At 51.3% G+C, this 21,815-nt stretch carries 21 protein-coding genes; 14 read left to right on the forward strand and 7 right to left on the reverse strand.

Features of this window, described 5'->3' with window-relative positions; all coding sequences use genetic code 11:
• Positions 1 to 63: 63 nt before the first annotated feature.
• On the reverse strand, positions 64 to 999 hold the full coding sequence (locus EDM21_RS04185; RefSeq protein WP_157333179.1) for an RluA family pseudouridine synthase: 936 nt from the start codon (positions 997 to 999) through the stop codon (positions 64 to 66).
• 346 nt (positions 1,000 to 1,345) lie between these two features.
• Between EDM21_RS04185 and EDM21_RS04190 the strand changes: the two genes are divergently transcribed.
• The 4 genes from EDM21_RS04190 to EDM21_RS04205 all read left to right on the forward strand — a co-directional run bounded on the left by EDM21_RS04190 (position 1,346) and on the right by EDM21_RS04205 (position 5,956).
• A complete protein-coding gene (locus EDM21_RS04190) occupies positions 1,346 to 2,305 on the forward strand; it encodes an ABC transporter ATP-binding protein (RefSeq protein WP_157333181.1) in 960 nt (319 codons plus the stop codon).
• Positions 2,302 to 3,402 carry an ABC transporter permease gene (locus EDM21_RS04195; protein WP_157333183.1) on the forward strand — a complete coding sequence of 367 codons (1,101 nt, stop codon included), beginning with the start codon at positions 2,302 to 2,304 and terminating at the stop codon, positions 3,400 to 3,402. Before EDM21_RS04190 ends, EDM21_RS04195 begins: the two co-directional genes overlap by 4 nt.
• 431 nt (positions 3,403 to 3,833) lie before the next feature.
• The gene (locus EDM21_RS04200; RefSeq protein ID WP_157333185.1) at positions 3,834 to 4,061 is read left to right on the forward strand and encodes a hypothetical protein; all 228 of its coding nucleotides are present in this window, start codon (positions 3,834 to 3,836) and stop codon (positions 4,059 to 4,061) included.
• Positions 4,062 to 4,186: 125 nt separating this feature from the next.
• Positions 4,187 to 5,956 (forward strand): B12-binding domain-containing radical SAM protein, encoded by a 1,770-nt coding sequence (locus EDM21_RS04205; protein ID WP_157333187.1) that lies wholly within the window; start codon positions 4,187 to 4,189, stop codon positions 5,954 to 5,956.
• A 586-nt stretch (positions 5,957 to 6,542) separates the two neighbouring features.
• On the opposite strand, the gene EDM21_RS04210 is transcribed toward EDM21_RS04205, so the two are convergent.
• Positions 6,543 to 7,520, reverse strand: a complete 978-nt coding sequence (locus tag EDM21_RS04210) for a substrate-binding domain-containing protein (protein ID WP_166541817.1) — start codon at positions 7,518 to 7,520, stop codon at positions 6,543 to 6,545.
• 224 nt (positions 7,521 to 7,744) lie between these two features.
• On the opposite strand from EDM21_RS04210, the gene EDM21_RS04215 reads away from it, so the two are divergent.
• Positions 7,745 to 8,533: a Cof-type HAD-IIB family hydrolase gene (locus EDM21_RS04215; protein ID WP_157333190.1), complete on the forward strand. Its 789-nt coding sequence runs from the start codon at positions 7,745 to 7,747 to the stop codon at positions 8,531 to 8,533.
• A gap of 280 nt (positions 8,534 to 8,813) precedes the next feature.
• Here the strand turns inward: EDM21_RS04215 and EDM21_RS04220 are convergent, their stop codons facing one another.
• The 3 genes from EDM21_RS04220 to mnmL form a co-directional block, all read right to left on the reverse strand.
• On the reverse strand, positions 8,814 to 9,779 hold the full coding sequence (locus EDM21_RS04220; protein WP_157333192.1) for a type I phosphomannose isomerase catalytic subunit: 966 nt from the start codon (positions 9,777 to 9,779) through the stop codon (positions 8,814 to 8,816).
• Positions 9,742 to 10,371: a tRNA 5-(aminomethyl)-2-thiouridylate-methyltransferase MnmM gene (gene mnmM, locus EDM21_RS04225; protein ID WP_157333194.1), complete on the reverse strand. Its 630-nt coding sequence runs from the start codon at positions 10,369 to 10,371 to the stop codon at positions 9,742 to 9,744. Before mnmM ends, EDM21_RS04220 begins: the two co-directional genes overlap by 38 nt.
• A 142-nt stretch (positions 10,372 to 10,513) precedes the next feature.
• A complete protein-coding gene (gene mnmL, locus EDM21_RS04230; protein WP_157333196.1) occupies positions 10,514 to 11,491 on the reverse strand; it encodes a tRNA modification radical SAM protein MnmL/YtqA in 978 nt (325 codons plus the stop codon).
• A gap of 181 nt (positions 11,492 to 11,672) precedes the next feature.
• On the opposite strand from mnmL, the gene EDM21_RS04235 reads away from it, so the two are divergent.
• The 3 genes from EDM21_RS04235 (at position 11,673) to trmB (ending at position 13,509) form a co-directional block, all read left to right on the forward strand.
• Positions 11,673 to 12,287, forward strand: a complete 615-nt coding sequence (locus EDM21_RS04235) for a WGxxGxxG-CTERM domain-containing protein (protein WP_157333198.1) — start codon at positions 11,673 to 11,675, stop codon at positions 12,285 to 12,287.
• Between the two features lie 90 nt (positions 12,288 to 12,377).
• On the forward strand, positions 12,378 to 12,554 hold the full coding sequence (locus EDM21_RS04240; protein ID WP_157333200.1) for a hypothetical protein: 177 nt from the start codon (positions 12,378 to 12,380) through the stop codon (positions 12,552 to 12,554).
• A gap of 223 nt (positions 12,555 to 12,777) precedes the next feature.
• Positions 12,778 to 13,509, forward strand: a complete 732-nt coding sequence (gene trmB, locus EDM21_RS04245) for a tRNA (guanosine(46)-N7)-methyltransferase TrmB (protein ID WP_157333201.1) — start codon at positions 12,778 to 12,780, stop codon at positions 13,507 to 13,509.
• Here trmB and EDM21_RS04250 read toward each other — a convergent pair.
• On the reverse strand, positions 13,506 to 14,642 hold the full coding sequence (locus EDM21_RS04250) for an MGDG synthase family glycosyltransferase (protein WP_157333203.1): 1,137 nt from the start codon (positions 14,640 to 14,642) through the stop codon (positions 13,506 to 13,508). The two genes, trmB and EDM21_RS04250, sit on opposite strands and share 4 nt — an antisense overlap.
• Positions 14,643 to 14,678: 36 nt before the next feature.
• Complete coding sequence (locus EDM21_RS04255; RefSeq protein WP_166541848.1) at positions 14,679 to 15,206, reverse strand: phosphatase PAP2 family protein; 528 nt, start codon at positions 15,204 to 15,206, stop codon at positions 14,679 to 14,681.
• 1,053 nt (positions 15,207 to 16,259) lie between these two features.
• On the opposite strand from EDM21_RS04255, the gene EDM21_RS04260 reads away from it, so the two are divergent.
• The 6 genes from EDM21_RS04260 (at position 16,260) to ilvN (ending at position 21,712) form a co-directional block, all read left to right on the forward strand.
• Positions 16,260 to 17,489 (forward strand): glycosyltransferase family 2 protein, encoded by a 1,230-nt coding sequence (locus EDM21_RS04260; protein ID WP_157333205.1) that lies wholly within the window; start codon positions 16,260 to 16,262, stop codon positions 17,487 to 17,489.
• 262 nt (positions 17,490 to 17,751) lie between these two features.
• Positions 17,752 to 18,252 (forward strand): translation initiation factor IF-3, encoded by a 501-nt coding sequence (gene infC / locus EDM21_RS04265; RefSeq protein ID WP_157333794.1) that lies wholly within the window; start codon positions 17,752 to 17,754, stop codon positions 18,250 to 18,252.
• A 61-nt stretch (positions 18,253 to 18,313) separates the two neighbouring features.
• The gene (rpmI, locus tag EDM21_RS04270) at positions 18,314 to 18,514 is read left to right on the forward strand and encodes a 50S ribosomal protein L35 (protein WP_157333208.1); all 201 of its coding nucleotides are present in this window, start codon (positions 18,314 to 18,316) and stop codon (positions 18,512 to 18,514) included.
• Between the two features lie 43 nt (positions 18,515 to 18,557).
• Positions 18,558 to 18,917: a 50S ribosomal protein L20 gene (rplT, locus tag EDM21_RS04275; RefSeq protein ID WP_157333210.1), complete on the forward strand. Its 360-nt coding sequence runs from the start codon at positions 18,558 to 18,560 to the stop codon at positions 18,915 to 18,917.
• A 562-nt stretch (positions 18,918 to 19,479) separates the two neighbouring features.
• Positions 19,480 to 21,222 (forward strand): biosynthetic-type acetolactate synthase large subunit, encoded by a 1,743-nt coding sequence (gene ilvB / locus EDM21_RS04280; protein ID WP_157333212.1) that lies wholly within the window; start codon positions 19,480 to 19,482, stop codon positions 21,220 to 21,222.
• A gap of 1 nt (position 21,223) precedes the next feature.
• Positions 21,224 to 21,712: an acetolactate synthase small subunit gene (ilvN, locus tag EDM21_RS04285; RefSeq protein ID WP_068776225.1), complete on the forward strand. Its 489-nt coding sequence runs from the start codon at positions 21,224 to 21,226 to the stop codon at positions 21,710 to 21,712.
• The last annotated feature ends 103 nt before the right edge of the window (positions 21,713 to 21,815 follow it).

Genomic DNA, 21,815 nt, shown 5'->3' on the forward strand with positions numbered 1-21,815 from the left:
TCAGCTGCTTATTGATCTAATCTGTGCCAGCGTGCTGTATGGACTCAGAGACTTGAGCGCCTCTTAAGCCTTGGGAGCGAATACGCGGAGAAACTTGCCGGGTATGGCCGTCTCAAAGCGCATCAGCTTCCCCGTGGTCGGATGCTCGAATGAAATAACGCGGGCGTGGAGCCCGAGCCGCCCGATTGTATTCCGGGTGGAGCCGTACTTTTTGTCGCCGACAACCGGATGCCCCAAATCCTGCATGTGCACCCGAATCTGGTTTTTGCGTCCGGTCTCAAGCTGCACTTCCAGCAAAGAGTAGTCGGATGAGTTCTGAAGCACCTTGTAGTGGGTAACGGCTTTCAGTCCTCCGTTGTTCACCGGGCTGGAGTACATCAGCAGTGTCTTGCTTTCTTTGAGCCAGGAGGTAATCGTGCCTTCCGGCTGCTTCACTTTTCTTTCGACTAAAGCGACATAGGAACGTTCGTGTACCGCTTCCTGCCACGCATTCTGCAGAGTCTGCTGGGCCTTCTCTGTTTTGGCGAAAAGCATAACGCCGGAAGTGTCGCGGTCAAGCCGGTGAACGACGAAAATCCGGTTCTTCGGATCGGACCGGCGTACATGTTCGGTCAGCTGCCAATAGGCGGTCAGCTCTTTTTCTTCGCCTCCGGCAATAGAAAGCATTCCGGCTTCCTTGTTGATGACGATCATATCTTCATCTTCGTGCAGAATATGGAGCCCGAGCGGTTTATCTTCCTCGGCCGTAATGTTCCACTGGATCGTCAGAACATCCCCGGCGGCAAGTGCGTGGTCATGACGGGTCGTCTTCTTGCCGTTGACGGAAACCTGCCCTCTCGACAGAATTCCTTTAACCGTATTTCTGCCTTTATGAGCCAGCTTCTCCAACAGGAATTTCATCAGCTCATCCGGCTGTTCGATCGTATAGCGCGTGGCTTTATCCGGTTTTGGAGCCGGTGTTTTTGTTTTGGGTGTAAAAGGGGGTCGCTGTTTTCGCATAATACGCTCCTTAGGTTCTACTATCCACTAACTATAGCGTATAACCGGTGGAATTTCATCTCACGGCTTTCGTGATTCGTCCCTCTGCTAGTGATATAATGGTGAAAAGATAAACCTTTATCTATTTTCTGCCAAATGATCCGCTAATCATACTTCACTCGATGAAACATAACAAGCGCGATTCAGATGAGAAGACGTCGTTTTATTCGTAACCGGTTATAGATGTGCATGAAAATCAATTCCAGCTGCTGTCCTTTTCGACGATTACACGGACCTTGCTGCGGAATTTTTTTTATCGCTTTTCCTCAGAACCGTTGAACAAATCCGAGCAAAGAAGGAGAGAGTTATGCCGCAGACGGAAGAGTTTTTAATTGATGTAGACGGTTTGATCAAAAAATACGGCAGCTTTACAGCGGTAAACGGTGTATCGTTCCAGGTCCGTAAAGGTGAAGTGTTCGGTTTACTCGGCCCTAACGGAGCCGGTAAAACGACGACGATAGAAATGATGGAAGGGCTTCGAAAGCCCGACGGAGGAGCGGCGCGGATTGCGGGATACGATACGATGCGCGAGCTGCGGCGGGTGAAGGAAGTGATCGGCGTTCAGCTGCAATCGACTTCTTTGTTCGATCTTCTGAAGGTTAGGGAGATCGTGGAAATGTACGCCAGCTTCTATCCGAAGTCAGTCCCCGTGGATCCGCTGCTGGCGGATATGACGCTCCAGGAGAAGGCCGGGGACCGCGTGAAGAACTTGTCGGGAGGCCAGAAACAGCGTCTTGCGATAGCCATTGCGCTGGTCAACGATCCGCAGGTGCTGTTTCTGGACGAGCCTACCACGGGTCTGGATCCGCAGGCCCGGCGTACGCTGTGGGACATTATTCTGCGGCTGAAGGAGAGAGGCAAGACCATTGTCCTGTCGACTCATTACATGGATGAAGCGCACGTCCTGTGCGACCGGATTTGTCTGATCGACAAAGGCCGGGTCGTGGCGCTCGACACCCCGGCGAATCTGGTGCGCAGTCTGCAGTCCGAGAACGCGATTGAATTCCGGTTGCCGCATATCGAAGCCGCTTCTCAGCAAGTAAAGGCACAGCTGAAGCAGACATTAGGGCAGCTTGAGGGCGTCAAGCAGGTGGATCTGACCCGGGATACCTTGGTACTGTACACGGACCATCTCCAGCTGTCGCTTACGGGCTTGATCCGTGAAGCGGAGAAGCACGGCTGGAAGCTGTCGGATCTGCTGACACGGACGGCGACGCTGGAGGATGTGTTTATTCACATGACGGGAAGGAGCCTGAGAGAAGGATGAAAGCCTATACCCAATTGACACTGGCTCAGCTGAGGATTTTTATCCGCAACCGTCAGGTGCTGCTCTGGACGTTCCTGTTTCCCGTTTTCTTCATGGTGATGTTCGGCACGTTCTTCGGAGGCGGCGGTTCCGTCTCGCTGAGCGGTGTGGTCATTGACCAGGACAGCTCCCGGCAATCGGCCGCGCTCGTTCAGGCGCTGATGAAGACACCGGCCATGAAGCTGGTGCAAGAAGAGCATGCCGCTCCGGGCATGGAGCGGCTCAAAGAAGGCGACCTGCAGATGGTCGTGATTATCCCGCCGGGATATGGCACGAAGCTGCAGGCAGCGGCCCGAGGCGGCGAGGCAGCCGCCCTGAACGTGTACTATGATCAGACGAATGTGATGACGTCTGAACTGGGTACAACCGTCGTTACACAGGTAGCCGACGGTATCTCCAAAGAGATGACCGGGTATCAGCCGGTCATTGCAGTCAAAGCGGAGGGCGTCCAGGCCCTGAAGCTCTCCTACATGGATTTCCTGGTGCCCGGTATCGTGTCGATGATGATTATGTCCAACAACCTGAACGGGGTGGCGGGACAGATCGCTTCCTGGCGGGAGAGAGGGATTCTGCGCCGGATGCAGAGTACGACGTTAACTTCGTCTACTTTTATTGCGTCGCAGATCACAGCGCGCCTGCTGCTTAACGGGATGCAGGCGGTTATCGTCCTGCTGATCGCTTCGCTCATTTTCGGCACCCATGTGAACGGTTCCTGGCTGCTTCTGCTATTATTCGTCATCTTGGGCACACTTGCTTTTATGTCCATCGGGTTCATTGTCGCTTCTTTAGCCAAGACACCGGAGAGCGCCGGACCTATCGCAGGATTTATTTCATTCCCGATGCTGTTCCTCGGCGGTGTATTCTTCTCTGCCGATAACATCCCGTCTTTCCTGCAGCCGATCGTTAACGCGATCCCCATCACGCATTTGTCGACGGCCATGAGACAGGTGATGAATGTGGGAGCCGATTTAACCGTATTATGGCCGCAGGCTCTTATTCTGGGAGGCTGGATGATTGTCGCGTTCGCTATCGCGAGCTTCACTTTCAAATGGGAATAGAGAGCCGGCCCGGATTTTCTGGTAAAGAATCGGAGTAACTTACGGCTCTTCCGGAGGCTAGAGACGCTTTTACTATACAGCTTGCAGACCCATCCTTTAATAAGGGATGGCTCTGTAAGCTTTTTTTGGTAACTTATTTTTGTAAGTGATTATTAAGGGGATATACATTTCGCCGCATTAGACTCTATGAGAGCAAATCGAACAGCAACAGCGGCGAAGCCGGACTGCTGTGGCGGTTTCGGGTTCTTTTCGTGTCCTGCTCTGTTTCCGGGCAGGTGTGTTCATGTCCGCCGCGGGAATTTTTTGCAAGGAACAAAACCGGCCGGCCATCCTCTTGTGTCTATGTGGGATATGATATTTCAGGTATACGTTACACGGAAGGGGGAATGCTGATAAGGAAATAATGAGAGCGCTTTTAAGGAGGATGGGCGATGATTTTATATCAATTGACTCAATGGATGCAGGAGCGTAGTCATATTCGTCAGGCGCTGCTCCAGGGATCCGGTGATGCCCATGAACTGCTTCTTCGTAAAAAGCAGCTGGAGAGGCAGCTTATGGAGCAGGCGGCGCGGTGGAGACACAGGTATCCGGAGGTTACGGCATTGCCGGCGGCTTCCCAGTATACTTCTTGGGCGGATGAACTGAATACCCGGTGGTAAGACAGTGATATTGAATTTGAGCCGATGAAGTAACGGATAGAGCGGAGCGCCTTTGTCAAGACTCCAGGGTTCGTGTAGAATAAGAACGATCCTTGATTTTATTGATAAAAGAGGTTATTCCTAACATGAACATCGTTCTAGCCACGTTGAACGCCAAATATATTCACACCTCGCTTGCGCTGAGGTACTTGAAAGCTTTTAGTGAACCGGAATTCCCGGTTGATATAGCGGAATATACGATTAAAGATCCTGCTATGAATATCGTATCGGATCTGTACGGACGGAATCCCGATGTACTGGGATTCTCCTGCTACATCTGGAACATTGAAGAGACGCTTCGCGTAATCCGGATGATCAAGAAGATCCGTCCGGAGCTGACCATCGTGCTCGGGGGGCCGGAAGTGTCCTACGATACGGAAGAGTGGATGAAAACCGTTCCGGAAGTGGATTTTATCGTGATGGGCGAAGGCGAGGAGACATTCAAGCATTTTCTGCAGGAACTGTCTACAACGAAGAAGTTTCATTTTGTCTACGGCATTGCTTACCGCAAGGGTGAAGAAATCATTCTGACTCCCGGCCGTCCCAAATTGGATCTGAGCAGCATCCCGTCTCCTCATTATTTTGAAGAGGATTTGAAAGACCTGGGGAACCGGGTCGTTTATTTTGAGACAAGCCGCGGCTGTCCTTTTTCCTGCCAATTCTGCCTGTCTTCGATCGAGGTCGGCGTCCGGTACTTTGATATGGAACGAACCAAAGCGGACATTCAGCATCTTATACGAAGCGGAGCCAAGCTGATTAAATTTGTAGACCGGACTTTTAACATTAAGCGTGATTATGCGCTGGAAATTTTCCAGTTCCTCATTGAGAATCACGAGGGCTGCGTCTTCCAGTTTGAAATTACCGCTGACATTATGCGTCCGGAAGTACTGGACTACTTGGCGGAGAATGCCCCCCCGGGTATCTTCCGTTTTGAAATCGGCGTACAGTCTACCAATGACGAGACGAACAACCTGGTCAAACGCCGGCAGAATTTCGCCAAGCTGACCCGTACCGTGACCAAAGTGCGCGAAAGCGGCAAAATCGACCAGCATCTCGATCTCATTGCGGGCTTGCCCGAGGAAGATTATAACTCGTTCCGGAAAACGTTCAACGATGTGTTTGCGCTCGGACCCGAAGAGCTTCAGCTCGGTTTTCTCAAAATGCTGAGGGGTACAGGGCTTCGCCTGGATGCGGAGAAATACGGGTATGTCTTTATGGATCAAGCGCCCTATGAAATTCTCGGCAATGACATTCTGCCTTTCACGGATCTGGTCAGAATTAAACGTGTTGAGGACGTACTGGAGAAGTATTGGAATGCTCACCGCAGCGACCATACCGTCAAATATTTGATCGGTCAGGAGTTCGAATCCGCCTTCGATTTCTTCCAGGAGTTCGGTGACTACTGGGAGGGGAGAGGCTGGCAGAAAATCGGACACCAGCTGGAAGATTTATTTACCCGTCTGCATGCTTTCCTCACCGATCGTTCCACCGCCAATATGGAGGTGATCGAGGGGCTGATGAAGCTGGATTATTTCCTTAATCACAAATACAAACCACGCAAAATCTGGTGGGAATTTAAGCTGGATAAAACCGGACAGGCAGAATTTATGCGCAGAGCCGCCGAGCATCCGGAAGCGTTCTCCGGCAACTTCCGCGCTCTGGGCATGGGAGAGAAGGAACTGCACAAGCATGCGGTTGTCGAAGTGCTGCCATTTGATCTGGAAGCCTATCTCCGGGACGGCAGCCTGGGCCTCGACAAGAGGGAAGAATCACTTCTGCTGGCCGTGTTCCAGCCCGAAGCGGGCGGACGCCCATCGGTATACTCGATGCCGCTGGCATCGGCACCGCAGGCGTAGTCGCGCTAACGTGTTAACATGTATGAGCGGACGGGTCTAAGACATAGAGCGGCAACGAGGGACCGAGTATTCAGTGTCTCCCGCTGCCGCCTTGTATAGCGCCAGTCCTTGGCGACGAGTCACACAAGGCGGATCACTAGAGGCTCCGGCACCCTTATGTTTAGGGCGGCCGGAGCCTGATTGTTTCACGGGGAACGCTGCGTTTGCTTCCGCCCATGGGCTTGCGCGCGAGTGCAGCAGCGACGGTTCCCGCGGCTGCACGGCTTCTTCGCGGGCTGTGTACGCTCAGCGTAACAAAGCCTCCGCGCCGGATGGGCGATTCGCCCAGACAGCAGCCGTGGACACTTGCTCTTGCTGGGGCTTCTCGCGCTGGGCTGCTCGTGGCAGCCGCCGCATGTCTACACTCGCTCTGTACGGAGTCTTGCCGACATGTACCGGTACATGTCGGCAAGCCCCGGCGTTGCTGTAGTTTTAACTTCGCATGTTCTCACAATGATCTTAGTTAAAACACACACAGTCTCTATTGCCAGCTGCCGCGCTGGCTTTCGTAGAGGCCGGCGCAGCAGCTCTTAGGCCGCGTCTCGCGTCAGACTGTCGCCCGCTCGATCAGGCGGAACGGCAGTTCGATGTGACGGACGGGTTCCTCTTGGTTCTGCAGCCGTTCAAGCAGCAGAGAGAAGGCGGTGCGTCCGATCTCGGTGAGCCGGTTATCAATCGTCGTGATATCGAAGAGCCGTGAGATGGGGTGGTTGTCGAACGAGATGACCGCCAGGTCTTCCGGCACCCGGAGGCCGCACTTAATGGCCTCGCCGATCAGTCCCGCTGCGACCTGATCTCCCGCTACGAGAAGAGCCGTCGGCCGCAGCGGCATATCCATGAGCTGCCGCACTACCGCAGCGCCATCTTCGATGGAGTAGCACTGATAGAACATGCAGTCCTCGCGGATGGGCAGATTCATTGAGGCAAGCGCATCCTCATAGGCGCGCCTGCGGTTGGTGCTGTTATAGCTGTGCCCCCGGCCGAGGCAATACCCGATACTGCGGTGGCCTTTGTCCAGCAGCAGCTGCATGGCTTGGCGGAAGCCCGCGTAATGGTCGATGTAAACGGAGGATATTTTATCGTTCTTGGCGTCTTCACAGGCAATAATGGGCCCGTACTGCGCATAAGCTTCGATACTTTTCCAGTCCAGGGAACGGGAACAGATGAGAAGTCCGTCGATCTGTTTGGTTTTCAGCATATTCAGAAGCTCGTTCTCTTTATTAACGGCATAGTTTGTCTGGGAGACAAGCAGGTGTACATTTGCCTTAAGTGCTTCTTCGGCGATTCCTTCCATAATACTGTTAAAATAGGGCAGATTGATGTAAGGTATAATAACGCCAATCATGTTCGTCTTGCCTTTTATGAGGTGAACCGCATTTATATTCGGAGAATAGTTGAGGCTTCGTACCACTTCAAGTACGGCTGCCCGCTTCTCCTCACTGACATAGGGGTGCTCATTCAATACACGGGATACGGTCGCAACGGAGACGCCGGCCATTCTGGCGATATCTTTAATGTTGGCCACAGCTGACGGCCTCCTTTCTGCCTTAAGTGTAAGGGGAATGGGAACTCCGCGTCAAAAAGTTTGCGAGAGAAAGCTTGACGTGAAAAGCATTTCATACTTTAAGCTTATATCGCAAGCCTCGAAGGGGACAGCCGGCGTAACCCGGCGGGGCGTTACGGCTGCCGCCGCGGGGCTTCACTGTAAGATCAGACAGAAAATGACGGGACCTGAAAGGGGTAGAAGAGATGGAGAGAAGCATTGTATTTTTTGATATTGACGGCACTTTACTGGATGAGGACAAGCAGATCCCCGATTCTACGAGGAAAGCTGTCCGCATGCTGCAGGAAAGAGGCGTGTTTACTGCAATTGCTACAGGCCGCAATCCGGTCATGTTTGAGAATATCCTTGAAGAACTCAATATAGACTCCTTTGTCTCCATAAACGGGCAGTACGTCGTGTTTGAAGGACGTGAACTTTACACGCACCCCATGGACACGGATAAGCTGGCAGCGCTTGTCCAGAGGGCTGACGAGCAGGGGCATTCGCTGGCCTACTGCGGGCACCCCGATATCCGGGTGAGCAGCTTGAACCCGCACGTGATGGAGAGCTACGAAGGGCTTAAACTTCCTTGTCCGGACGCTGAACCGGATTTCTATAAACATTCTCCGGTATTTCAGGGACATTTATTCTGCGATGCCGAATCCGAGAAGGAATATGCCAGGCTCTTCCCGCATTACCGGTTCGTCCGCTGGCATGAGCATGCGGTGGATGTGCTGCCTGAAGGAAGCTCCAAGGCAATCGGCATTCTCGAAATGCTTAAGGCAGTCGGCATCCCTAATGAGAATTGCTATGCTTTTGGCGATGGTCTCAATGATATCGAGATGCTGGCCTCTGTCGGAACCGGTATCGCGATGGGGAACGCCGTACCTGAAACGAAGGCGGCTGCAGATTATGTCACCTCTTCTTGTTCGGAAGACGGAATTCTTCGCGGTCTTATCGCCGTAGGACTTCTTCCCCAAGAAGCGCTGGTCTAATAACCCGGGAGGGGCGGATCTGATCTGTCTGCAACCGCAGTAGATACCAGCTATAAAGCCGATTCCTATAAAAAACACCTTTTCCATCAGAAGCGCCTGGTTCACGGGCGCAAAATGAAAAAGGTGTTTTTTGGTATGAGGCGAGAAAACCCAGCCGAAGCGTGGTTTTTAACCTGCTAAGCAAGAGGCATCATTTGCTGGTCCTGGCCGTTATTCCTCTTTTCCTCAGTTGCCTATAAGAGGCGCCATAAATACATGTGTGCTTGCAGGTTAACCCAAGCTACGGCAGGAAGACGCGAAGCAAGGTCATGCTGCCATGCAGGCAGTAGTTTCCCAGCGGAGCGGGCAACAGGTAGCAGTCCGCAGGCTTCACGGGGAGTGTGCCTTCTGTCCACTCCAGCGTTCCGCTGCCTTCGCATCCGATGAGTATAGTAAAGCTGTCGGGATTGGTGCAATTATCCCAAGCGCCGGAAGAAATCCCCTTTTCGACTACGAAATAAGGGGAGTAGGCCAGCGTGAACCATTGATTCGGTGAGGTTTCGGAGGCCGGCAGATAAACGGCGCCACATTCCCCGAAAGAGATGACCTTCAAAGAATCCTCAAGATGCAGCTCACGGGGATTCCCGTCCAGACCGGGGCGATTGTAGTCAAACAGGCGATACGTTGTATCCGAATTCTGCTGAATTTCGAGTACAAGTACGCCTGAACCTAACGCATGAACCGTACCTGCCGGAATATAGAAGCTGTCGCCGGCTTTGGCATCCACTGATTTGGTGATCCCCAGAATACGGTCTTCCGCCACAGCGGCGGTGAATGACTCTCGCGTGATGCCGTCTTGAAGTCCGTAGATAATTCTGGAACCGGGTTTGGCACTCAGAACATACCACATTTCCGTCTTCCCGAGCTCTCCCTCGGCTAACCCTTCGTAATCGTCGCCAGGGTGAACCTGGACGGATAGATTGTCGCTGCAATCTAGAAGCTTGACGAGCAGAGGAAACCTTCCGTTCGGTGATGCAGCTCCTTTGGCACCCAGCCATTTTTTTCCGAATCTCTCACGTATATCTCCGAGCCCGCGGCCTTTAAGTTTACCGTTGGCGGCTGTAGATGTTCCGTTCGTGTGGTCGGCGATCATCCATCCCTCGCCGATGCGGCCGTGCGGAAGCTGATATCTGTACTGCTCTAGGGCGCGGCCTCCCCATACACGATGTTTAAAGTGAGGTTGAAAGCGAACAGGATATGGCCTCATGGTGTACCCCTCTCGACTTTTTCTTCTCGATACCGAGTAAAAAAGGCGAATGAGCGGCATGGTTTAGAAAGCGATAAGAGAGAACCCGGTATCGTTCCTGCGGAAGTGAAGCGGCCCAGGCTTCTACGGCTGAGGCTTCTGTACTCCCCCCTTCATGACCGGGATAGAGGGCGATGGTGACAATACCGTTGTCCCTCAGCAATTGGAGCGCGGCCTCCAGAGCCGGTAAAGTTGATTCCGGTACCGTAATCACTTTGGGATCGGCCCCTGGCAGGTAGCCGAGATTGAACATGACAGCCGCCGTATTTCCGCGGCAGGAGTCCGGGACCGCTGCAGCCATACCCGCATGACTTTGCAGCAGCAGCTTCACGGCTTCTGATTGAGGCAGCTCACGCCCCAGCCGCAGCTGCGCCGCTTCCAGGGCCTGGGGCTGGATATCGAAGCCGTATACCGTTCCGTTTGGGCCGACCAGCCTGGCAAGGAACAGAGTGTCGACACCATTGCCGACAGTCGCGTCGATGACCGTGTCACCCGGACGGACACGCTCTTCCACCCATTTGTGGGCACAGCTCAGAATTGAAAGAAATCCCATAATGCCTCCGTAACAAACCAAGATGATGGTACCCGTTGTTTAACATGTTTCATAGCGGCACGTGTTCGGGTAGCCGGCTGTAGCGCCGCAGCGCTCCCTCCGGATTCTAACCCGCCGGCCTCATGGAAGAGACCCGGCTGCTCTAAGAGCCCGCTGTAAGGATCCTGCCGGGATTTCCGGCCCACAGCTTGCCCTGCCAAGTGCCTCTGCGTTTTAATTCGTCGTCGATGGCATTCAGCACTTCCCACTTCTTCAAACTCCACATCGGCCCGATCAGGAGGTCCCGCGGAGCATCCCCGGTCAGGCGGTGGATGATCATTTCAGGCGGCAGCAGCTCAAGCGTGTCTACAATGAGCTTGATATATTCGTCCTGCTCCAGGAAACGCAGCAGACCGGCTTCGTACTGCTTTACCATCGGCGTCTTGCGCATGAGATGCAGCAGGTGAATCTTGATGCCCTGCACATCCATGGCCGCTACGGCCTTGCCGGTCTCGATCATCATCTCGTGAGACTCCTGCGGAAGTCCGTAGATGATATGGGCGCATGTGCGGATATTGTGCTTGCGCAGCTTCTCGACGGCCTCTAGGTAGCACTCCGTATCGTGGGCGCGGTTAATCAAGGTAGATGTGCTGTCATGGATGGTCTGCAGGCCCATTTCAACCCACAGATAGGTGCGCTCGTTAAGCTCTGCCAGGTACTCGATCACATCATCCGGCAGACAGTCCGGCCGTGTGGCTATGGATAGCCCGACGACACCCGGCTGCTCCAGAATCACTTCATAGTATTCACGAAGCTCCTCAACGGGAGCATAAGTATTGGTATAAGCTTGAAAATAACCGATATATTTGGCTTCCGGCCATTTCTGATGCTGACGGTCCCGGATCGTATTGAACTGTGTAACCAGGTCGTCGCGGCGTCTTCCGGCGAAGTCACCTGAGCCGCGCGCGCTGCAGAATGTACATCCCCCTATGGCGATGGTGCCGTCTCTATTGGGGCAGGTGAAGCCCGCATCGAGCATGACTTTAAAAACCTTCTCCCCGAACTGGTGTCTCATTTCGTGATTCCATGTATGAAACCGTTTATCCCCCCATAGAAGGGGCTCGGTTGTATATGCATTCATTCGTTTACATAAACTCCTTTATTTCAAAGTTAACTTTCCTATTGTAGCCCAAATTAGGGGCGAAAGCGACCTTTTCCCGTTGCCAGTAAACGAAGCAGTTGCCAGTAAGTCCCCCGTTTAAAGGCGGCTGTACCGGACATTATAAGGGGGCACTAACACACCGCTTGAAAGGGGACTGTACATGAAAAAGCTACGCTACGCTACGCTTACCGTTGCTCTGACGTCCATGCTTGCGATCGGGGCTGCATCAACAACCCAGGCTGCCACAACAGGCACGGGGTCCACAATGGAGACGACGAACACCGCAACTACAGGCACAACGACTCCAGGTACGACCCTGAATGGGCCCAATACTAACGGTACAGCGGCAGAGCAAATCCAACGCATGTACAACACCGGCCGTAATGCCTTGACCGGTACGAATCCGGCTACGTACGGGAACGGAACTTACGGAACAGGAACAGGAACAGGAACAGGAACAGGAACAGGAACAGGCACAACTGGAACTGGAACTGGAACTGGAGCAGGAATGAACGCTGTCACAGGAACGAACAACCGCGGAACTGTAGGTACTTACGGGACTACGGGAACGACAGGAACCAACGGCAATCGTATGATGGACCGCATGAGCACCACAGGTACAGGTAACCGCGGAGCCTATGACACATCCACTTATCGTACTTACGGCGCCGACCGTAATGATATTGACTGGGGATGGCTTGGCCTGCTGGGTCTTGTAGGTCTGGCTGGTCTGGGCGGACGCAACAAGAGAGAGAATGGCATCGATAACCGCTAATTTATGTGTTTGAACGAAATGGGGGCATCTCTTCGGGGATGTCCTTTCCACCTTTTCAATTATTCCCCTCATAAAAGGAGGCCGTAAGTTGTGACCACTTACTTTGAATCCCATGCAAATACCGGTGGGGAAGCCGAATTTCTGATAAAGCTTACGTTAAAAGATGCTATGGTTCTATCAGGGGCCCGTTTTCCCTTCGATCCCGCAGCGGCACCGGAAGCAAGAACGAAAATACGGCGTCAACTGGAAGCTGTTCTTTTCAACTGAGTATTCTGCGCTTATCTCTACAGGCACCCGTGGCGTCAGACGGATTTATTGTCGTCAGAATCCTGAATTGTAGAGGAATTCAACCTCTTTCTTTGCGTTTTTTCTTTTGCTTTTTCCCAGGGAATCGTCTATTATTTGAAGCATGTTTCCGACATGAAATGCGGTTTTTTGCCGTTTTTTCAATGATGGACGGACAAGGTATCAGGGGAGGTAACACAAGAAGATGCGTTTAAGAGGAAGAAAAGGAATCCGGGAAGCAATTGAGCGGCAGCGCGATCTGATCGTTCTGGAGCCGGCTATATATAAAGGGAAATGGGCCGAAGTCTTCGGCAACGACAATCCTATTCATGTGGAGCTTGGTATGGGCAAAGGCCGTTTTATTAGTGAAATGAGCAAGCTGAATCCGCATATCAACTTCATTGGTGTCGATATGTACGATGAACTTATCCGGCGTGCCAGTGAAAAGGTCCGTATCGCTCACGGGATAGAAGAGTCTGAAACGGATGTTTCTTTAGAGAATATACGTCTAGCCCTGTTCAACATTGAACGGATTGAAGAGGTGTTTGACGCTAATGAACTGCAGCGCATTTATTTGAACTTTAGCGATCCTTGGCCTAAGAAGAAGCATGCCAGACGCCGTCTGACTCATGCGGGATTCGTGAATAAGTACAAAGAAGTGCTGAACGGCAAAGGCCAGATTCATTTCAAAACCGATTCCCGTTCCCTTTTCGAATTTTCTTTGAATTCGTTCTCCGATCTCGGGCTTCGAATGAGAAACATTTCGCTTGATCTGCACGGAGGTTTTGAAGAAGGATTCAATCCGGATCACGTCATGACCGAATACGAAACGAAATTTGCCGGCAGGGGAATGAATATTTTCCGGTGCGAGGTTGTTATAGGCGAAGAAGCTCTTGCAGAGCATCTGGATTCCCTTCAAGGAGAACAGCAGTCCTAAACGGATTGCTGTTCTTCTTTTTGAAGAAGACTCCAAATGATAGCGGAATAATCGCTTTCCCATCCGGTTTGTGCGTTCCGCCTTTTCATCTCCCTTTGCTCCTGCAGCTCTGCTCCATACTCCGTTAATTCCTTGAAGCGGCGGTGAATCGTCTCTTCGCGCTTAATTAATTCTGCGCACCCGCTTTCAATGAAAAACTGCATGTTCTTCTCTTCCTGCCCCGGTATCGGCTCATAGAACAGCATAGGGATGCCTTTGGCTAGGCCTTCCGAGCAAGTCATGCCGCCGGGTTTCGTGACCAGCAGGTCGGAGACTTCCATCAGCTTATCGATTTCATTGGTATAACCGATCAGTTTAATATTCGGATGTTGAAACCGGCTGTCCTGCATGCATCTTTCCAGTGCTTTGCCGTTATTCCCGAAACAGAAAATAAATTGTAACTCTTCCTTCCACTGGGTCATGCTTGTAAGCAGAGTATCACTGCCGATCAGACCCCAGCCGCCCCCCATGACCATAACAGTAGGGAGTGGATTTAGACCAAGTCTAAGGCGCAGGTCTTCTTTGTCCGGTGATTGGCGAAAGCTGGGATGCACGGGGATGCCGGTAATATCAATCCTTCGCTGATCAACGCCTCGTTTCATCAGCTTTATTTTGACTTGCTGCGAGGAGACGAGATATTTATTCACTTCGGGACTGATCCAAGTCCCATGCACATCATAGTCCGTAATGACCGTGCATAACGGTACATTCAAGCCTGCACGCTTAAGTCTGGAGACAACGATGCTCGGGAATGGATGGGTACACACGATAGTATCGGGCTGGAGCCTGCTGATCAATTGAGAGGTCTGAGCATAGAAAATACGATGAAGGGCCAGCTGCGTTAATGGATTAAGAGGTTTTTTGTATTGAAAACGATACAGTTTCCCATACAACTTAGGCTGTGAACTTACGGTTTTGCGATAAGCGGAAAATACCCACCTGGCTAATGTGGGGTGAAGGAAACTCCCAAGTTCCATCACGCGGGTCTGGATGCCCGGATGAAGCTGCCGCAAATTCTCCGATAAGGCATAGGCAGCCCGAGTGTGCCCGGAGCCGAATCCTTCCGAGAGCAGGAGAACTCTTTTTCTTCGCAAGGGCTTTACACCGTCCTTCCTTTTATAGTGGTGAAGTCAGGGCCATACCGAAACGGATGCTATCGCCGATCCTGTTCCGAGCAGGGCTCCTGCAAGGCAGTCGCTCGGGTAATGGAGTCCCAGATACATGCGAGATAGAGCTACTGCAAGGGCGAGCGGGATCAGGACGAATCCGAGTGGGGGGAAAGCCGCGACAAAGGGGACCGTAACGGCGAAGATCGCGGTAGAATGTCCGGAAGGAAAGCTGTGATCTTCCAGTGGATTCATGGATATTCTGGTATTCGGGATGACAAGATAAGGACGACGACGCGGATAGAATCGTTTGACTAGAGCTACGGGGATGTGACTGACAGCGAGAGCTGCGAGAGCTTGAATCCCGGTTGTTTGCCAGGCTCCGTTGCCGAATAGCGCAAGCAAAAGGGTCACTGTAATGGTGGCAGTCGCTCCCCCGAGATGGGTGAGGGTGCCGACAATGGCGTCCAGTACTTTGCCGCGGAAGCGCTGATTGACGTAAAGGAACATGCGGATCTCGTGTCGGTGCATCCAGTGGATGACTTTCAAGATGAATTCCTCCCTTGTCTTTTTTGACCGCTATTGCTGCAGATTACTTAATTGTAAACTCTTAAGACCGGATTAAAACGGCTGCTGCCTTGACTTACCATTCCTTTTTGAGCTCCTTTTCAGTATAGTGGATATTTGTTAGCGGAGTATCAAGCGCTTTGCTTTTGAATTCTTTGTCCAGCATTTAGTTTAGACGGGATATACCGGCGCGATACATGCGAAACCCGTTTAAACTATAGCGGATTAAAAATTCGGAGTTTTATTGGAAAAAACTGCTTTGGTTTTACCGAATGAGTTTAAGATAGTATGGGCCCGTCTACGCCGATCTGAAGGACAAACAATGCAGGGACTGTGATTTTTACTTTGCCGGGGAAATAACCCACTTCCATAAGGAATAGACTCGGTCTCTCGAAGAACAAAAAAGAAATGTCTGCAAAACGGAACCTTTTGTACTAGAGAATCGTTCTACATGTAGGACGAATAAGCATGCAAAATTCCTTTCGAGGATAGAAACTCTGCAGAAACCGTCGAAAATATGCGGCGGACTTTAACGGATCCGGTACGTAACCAGGTAAGAGGACTCAATTTTAGCTCTGGCTTACGAATGTTATAGGTGCTGACACAGAGCCTGTAACGAGTTGTTTTCCCACTCCGGCCTTAGGGGTTCAGGCGTCCAGCAACGTTTAGATAAAGTTGTTTTTGGCCTTCCGGGTCGATTATAATAGAACGGATGAGTGAGGCAACTAGGGTCATTACCCAAAATATAAAGGCCTTAACCGATTCAATATAGAGGCCAAAGTCACAAAAAGCCAGAAAACCGGGGGAAGAAGCCGTAATCGTGAACCAGAACGAGTGATGTCAAACTTAAAGGGCTCTTTTAACGGTAAAATGGTGGATCTGCCGGAATCACCCCTTTATACGGTTTTGACAAAAGCTTGCAAACCCGTCACAATCAAGAACGATTACATTGGCTTCAATTGGAACAGAATGGGTTACATACAAAGCGATATAGATATAAACAGACTTTGTTGTGAACATTAAAAAGGGGGTTTTACGATGCTGGATACAATTTTGCTGGTCTTGCAAATTGTATTAGTGTTATTCGGTGCGTACCAGTTATTTCTTACGTTCTTTGGCTGGAAGCTTCCGAAAAAGAAAACGCAGCATCCGCCGCAGAAGTCATTTGCAGTACTGGTAGCGGCGCATAATGAAGAAGAAGTTATCGGAGCTTTACTTGAAAATCTCAAGCAACTCGATTATCCGAAAGAAATGTACGATGTATTTGTTATTTGCGACAACTGTACAGACAGCACGGCCGATATTGTACGCAGCCATGGATTAATCGCGTGCGAACGCAATAACCCTAATCTGCGTGGTAAAGGATATGCCATTGAGTGGATGCTCAAAGAGCTTTGGAAGCGTCCGCGTTCTTATGATGCAGTCGTCATGTTTGATGCGGACAACTTAGTCGGCAATGATTATCTCCGCCACATGAATGACGATCTGTGCAGCGGTTCCAGAGTGATCCAGGCATACCTGGATACCAAGAATCCTAACGATTCATGGGTAACAGCTTCGTACGCGATTTCGTACTACTTTGCTAACCGTTTCTGGCAGGTACCGCGTACGAATCTCGGACTGGCCAACTATCTCGGCGGCACGGGTATGTGTTTTGAAGCGAAGCTACTCAAGCAGATCGGCTGGGGAGCGACCAGCCTGGTAGAGGACTTGGAGTTCTCTATGCGCTGCGTTAAACTCGGCATCAAGCCGACCATGAACTATTACGCGAAAGTATACGACGAGAAGCCATTGTCCTTCCGCGCTTCCGCCAAACAGCGTCTACGCTGGATGCAGGGTCACTTCGATGTCTGCCGCCGCTATCTGTTCCCGCTGCTCTGGCAGGGAATCAAGGAGCGCAGCTGGACGAAGATTGACGCCGCGTTTTATTCGGCCAACGTATACAACTACTTCTTCGGTTCGCTTTTGAGCGTGGCTCTCTGGGTTAAGGCTGTCGTACCGGGCGGAGTCGATCTGAACCTGTACGAGTTGGCACCGGTTATCAACGTGGTGGCGATTTCCATCTACATCATGCTGCCTCTTTCTTTGTTTATCGAGAAGGCGTCCATCAAAACTTACAAGTATTTGATTCTTTACCCGATCTTTATGCTCTCTTGGTGGCCGATCACCCTCTATGCTTTCTTCACACAGAACAACAAGCAGTGGAGCCACACGAAACATACACGTGTTATCCGCCTTGAGGATGTACAGAGTAAGCAGGTCAGCTAGATATTAGTTGACATGACACTGTGAAGGTGATAGACTAGTACGAGTGATTGCACAATCGCATAGATCATAAAGAAGAGGCAGCCCGCTTCTCACCTGACCGATTATGTCGGCTGGTTATACGATTCAAACCAATACGTTCTGTTTTTAACACATAAAACGAACCGTGGGGATGTGGGCTGATGAGCCTGCATCCTCTTTTTATGTCCACGCATAAAAGCGTTGGAAACAATGGTTGGAGGTGGAGAATATTAGTAAAGATCACATGGTTAACGATGAGATTCGCGCGAAGGAAGTCCGCCTGATTGGACCTGAAAGCGAACAACTCGGCATCAAACCGATTCGCGAAGCACTCCAAATGGCTATCGACGCCAATTTGGATCTGGTGAACGTAGCGCCTACGGCCAAGCCGCCGGTATGCCGCATCATGGACTATGGGAAATACCGTTACGAAATGCAAAAGAAAGACAAAGAAGCCCGCAAGAACCAGAAAATTGTGGACATCAAAGAGATTCGCTTGAGCGCTACGATCGACGAGCACGATTTCCAGACGAAGCTGCGCAATGCGGTTAAATTTTTGAGTGACGGTGATAAAGTGAAGGCGTCTGTCCGTTTCCGCGGCCGTGAGATCGCTCACGCTGAGAACGGCAGAAGAGTGCTTGAACGTCTTGCGACTGAGACGGCGGAAATCTCCAGCATGGAGCGTGCTCCAAAGCTTGAAGGCCGTAGCATGATCATGATCTTAACACCCAAAGTAACTGTGTAAAATTACTGGGCGCGTATTTACGCGCCCTGCCCTATGAATTTTATTGAGGAGGAACTTCTAGATGCCTAAGATGAAAACCCACAGCAGCTTGAAAGGCCGTTTTAAAATTACTGGTACTGGTAAAGTGAAAAGATACAAAGCTTACAGAAACCACCTGCTCAGCGGCAAATCCGGCCGTCAAAAGCGCGTTCTTGGTACAAACCCGGTTATGGCTCCTGGCGACGTAAAGCGCCTGAAGCAAGGTCTTGCACAAATTAAGTAATTTCATTGCACCCTTACCCAAAATTGTTTAGGAGGTCTTCATTATGGCAAGAGTCAAGGGCGGCTTTACATCCCGTCGTCGTCATAAAAAAGTATTAAAATTAGCAAAAGGTTATTTCGGTTCCAAACACCGTCTGTTTAAAACGGCTAACGAGCAGGTTATGAAATCCCTGCTGTATGCATACCGTGACCGTCGTACAAAGAAACGTGATTTCCGCAGACTGTGGATCGTTCGTATCAACGCAGCAGCACGCGTTAACGGGCTTTCCTACAGCAAACTGATGCACGGCCTTAAGCTGGCTGGTATCGAAGTAAACCGTAAAATCCTGGCTGAGCTGGCTGTCCACGATGCAAAAGCATTCGCTGATCTGGCTACTGCTGCCAAACAAAAAGTTAACGCCTAACAGGTGTTTTTCCGAATCGCCATGCGCATAATAGCGTATGGCGATTTCTTGTATCTGGAGGGTTAAAGGAAAAGGATTCTAAATATTTATCCGAAAGTTGTTGACTATAGTCAGCGGCATGCATATAATTATCTCTAAATCAATATTCTAAATTGTAAGACTCATCAGAAATCGGCTGTGAAGAGGACGAAGTTATAAGGGCCCTTATGCTCAGAGAGCGATAGGAAACGCTGAAACCATCGCCATAATCCCTTTGTACGAGCTCACCTCGGAGCTGTTCTCCTGAAAAGCAAGCGGACGTTGAAGTAAGAACCGCTTGGTGAATAGGGAGAATCGGAGTGGCACACGTTACCGTGCCGAGTGTGCATTATGCTTCGTCATGATGTAACCTGTAAAGGTCGTGTGCTGTGAGGCATGTGACAAACTAGGGTGGTACCACGGAAGAATTCAGACCCCTTTCGTCCCGTAAGACGCCGGATTTCCGGCGCGGGGAGGACTGGGGTTTTTTGCATGTTAACATGACTGGATCAGAATAAGCGAAACGAACGGGAGGAGGATTCTCATGAATGTGGGGACAGCCAAAAGATCAAAGGAAGAATTGATGGAAGCTATGCGGAAGCCGGATCTGATTAACGGATCGGAAATCTTGCTGCGCAGCTTGGTGTTGGAGGGCGTGGAATGCGTCTTCGGTTATCCGGGCGGTTCCGTATTGTATATCTATGACGCCATGCACGGATTTTCCGATTTCAAGCATCTGCTTACGCGTCATGAGCAAGGTGCGATTCATGCGGCAGACGGTTATGCGAGGTCAACCGGCAATGTGGGTGTCTGTATTGCGACATCGGGTCCGGGAGCGACTAACCTGGTTACAGGGATCGCCACGGCATACATGGATTCCGTTCCATTAGTTGTCATTACAGGTAATGTGGCAACGACGGCTATTGGTACTGATGCTTTCCAGGAAGCGGACATTACGGGTATTACAATGCCGATTACGAAGCACAGCTACCTGGTGCGCGATGTTAACGATCTTCCCCGGGTAATCCATGAGGCATTCTATATCGCGAACACAGGCCGCAAAGGACCGGTTCTGATTGATATCCCCAAAGACGTTTCCGCACAAACAGCTGTGTACCAGGCGGTGAGTGAAGTCAATATCCGCGGGTACAACCCGACGGTTCAGCCGAATAAATTGCAGGTAGAGAAATTGATCAAGGCAATCGACGAGGCGGAGCGGCCGATCGTGATCGCCGGCGGAGGCGTTGTGTACTCGAACGCTTCCGAGCAGTTGATCGAATTCATCAACAAAACGAGAATTCCGGTTACGACGACGCTTCTGGGTCTTGGCGGATTTCCGAGCGCACACGAGCTGTGGGTAGGAATGCCCGGCATGCACGGAACCTATACGGCTAACCAAGCGATCCAGAACGCGGATCTCGTAATCTCGATCGGTTCCCGGTTTGATGACCGGGTTACGATGAAACTGGACGGCTTCGCCCCGCAAGCGAAGAAGATTGCGCACATCGATATCGATCCCGCGGAGATCGGCAAGAACGTGAAGACGGACATCCCGGTTGTCGGTGATATCCGCTCCGTACTGGAGTATGCGAATACCAAAGCGAAACCGGCGCATGCGGAAGACTGGATTGTCAGACTTCAAGAGAGCAAGAAGAACTTCCCGCTGCGTTATAAGGATTCGGACACGGTATTGAAACCGCAGTACGTTATTGAGATGATCAACGAGTCGACGCAGGGCGAAGCGATTGTTACAACCGACGTAGGCCAGCACCAGATGTGGGCCGCCCAGTACTATCGCTTCAAGAACCCGCGGTCCTGGGTATCTTCCGGCGGTCTGGGTACGATGGGCTTCGGATTCCCCTCGGCCATCGGAGCGCAAATGGGCAACCCCGATAAGCTGGTTGTCTCGATCAACGGCGACGGCGGTATGCAGATGTGTTCGCAGGAACTTGCCATCTGCGCAATTAATAACATCCCGGTCAAAATCGTAGTCATCAATAACCAGGTGCTCGGCATGGTCCGCCAATGGCAGGAGATCATCTATGACAACCGGTACAGTCATATTGATCTTGCAGGCAGCCCGGACTTCGTGAAACTGGCCGAAGCATACGGCGTCAAAGGCCTTCGCGCTACGAACAAGGAAGAAGCGCAGCGCGCATGGAAAGAAGCGCTCGACACGCCGGGACCGGTTCTGATCGATTTCGTTGTCGCCAAGCATGAGAATGTATTCCCGATGGTTACGCAGGGCAGCACGATCAGCGAAATGCTGATGGGGGAGGACGATTAAGATGATCACCAAGCATACCATTTCCATTCTAGTTAACAATCAGCCAGGCGTCCTCCAGCGTGTATCCGGTTTATTCGGCCGCAGAGGATATAACATTGAAAGCATCACCGTCGGGGAGTCCGAAGAAATCGGACTTTCCCGGATGGTTATCGTAACCAACGGGGACGACAATACGTTGGAACAAATCTCCAAGCAGCTGTACAAACTAGTCGATGTCATCAAAGTCATTGATCTGAGCAAGAACCCGATGGTTGCCCGCGAACTGGCACTCATCAAAGTAAACGCAGAGCCGTCTCAGCGTCCCGAAATTCTGGGAATTGTCGATACGTTCCGCGCAGCAGTCGTTGACATCGGTCCGAGTTCCCTGATTGTTCAGACAATCGGAGACTCGGATAAGATTGACGCTATGATCGAACTGCTCCGTTCCTACGGGATTCGGGAGCTCACAAGAACAGGCGCTACTGCGATGATTCGCGGCGCGATCAAGTAAACGCTCTTTTACAATCCTGATTATTCCAGGCAAGTGCAAGCAAGTCCCCTTGAGTGGGACTTTCAGCTCTCAATTCTTTGCCGCTGCAATCCAGTGATGGCTG

Source organism: Paenibacillus lutrae (assembly GCF_009757775.1).
GTDB lineage: Bacteria > Bacillota > Bacilli > Paenibacillales > NBRC-103111 > Paenibacillus_F > Paenibacillus_F lutrae.

Coding starts and splice junctions, on each gene's coding strand:
- EDM21_RS04185 (WP_157333179.1), bottom strand. CDS start 999: ATGCGAAAACAGCGACCCCCTTTTACACCCAAAACAAAAACACCGGCT.
- EDM21_RS04190 (WP_157333181.1), top strand. CDS start 1,346: ATGCCGCAGACGGAAGAGTTTTTAATTGATGTAGACGGTTTGATCAAA.
- EDM21_RS04195 (WP_157333183.1), top strand. CDS start 2,302: ATGAAAGCCTATACCCAATTGACACTGGCTCAGCTGAGGATTTTTATC.
- EDM21_RS04200 (WP_157333185.1), top strand. CDS start 3,834: ATGATTTTATATCAATTGACTCAATGGATGCAGGAGCGTAGTCATATT.
- EDM21_RS04205 (WP_157333187.1), top strand. CDS start 4,187: ATGAACATCGTTCTAGCCACGTTGAACGCCAAATATATTCACACCTCG.
- EDM21_RS04215 (WP_157333190.1), top strand. CDS start 7,745: ATGGAGAGAAGCATTGTATTTTTTGATATTGACGGCACTTTACTGGAT.
- EDM21_RS04220 (WP_157333192.1), bottom strand. CDS start 9,779: ATGAGGCCATATCCTGTTCGCTTTCAACCTCACTTTAAACATCGTGTA.
- mnmM (WP_157333194.1), bottom strand. CDS start 10,371: ATGGGATTTCTTTCAATTCTGAGCTGTGCCCACAAATGGGTGGAAGAG.
- mnmL (WP_157333196.1), bottom strand. CDS start 11,491: ATGAATGCATATACAACCGAGCCCCTTCTATGGGGGGATAAACGGTTT.
- EDM21_RS04235 (WP_157333198.1), top strand. CDS start 11,673: ATGAAAAAGCTACGCTACGCTACGCTTACCGTTGCTCTGACGTCCATG.
- trmB (WP_157333201.1), top strand. CDS start 12,778: ATGCGTTTAAGAGGAAGAAAAGGAATCCGGGAAGCAATTGAGCGGCAG.
- EDM21_RS04260 (WP_157333205.1), top strand. CDS start 16,260: ATGCTGGATACAATTTTGCTGGTCTTGCAAATTGTATTAGTGTTATTC.
- infC (WP_157333794.1), top strand. CDS start 17,752: ATGGTTAACGATGAGATTCGCGCGAAGGAAGTCCGCCTGATTGGACCT.
- rpmI (WP_157333208.1), top strand. CDS start 18,314: ATGCCTAAGATGAAAACCCACAGCAGCTTGAAAGGCCGTTTTAAAATT.
- rplT (WP_157333210.1), top strand. CDS start 18,558: ATGGCAAGAGTCAAGGGCGGCTTTACATCCCGTCGTCGTCATAAAAAA.
- ilvB (WP_157333212.1), top strand. CDS start 19,480: ATGAATGTGGGGACAGCCAAAAGATCAAAGGAAGAATTGATGGAAGCT.
- ilvN (WP_068776225.1), top strand. CDS start 21,224: ATGATCACCAAGCATACCATTTCCATTCTAGTTAACAATCAGCCAGGC.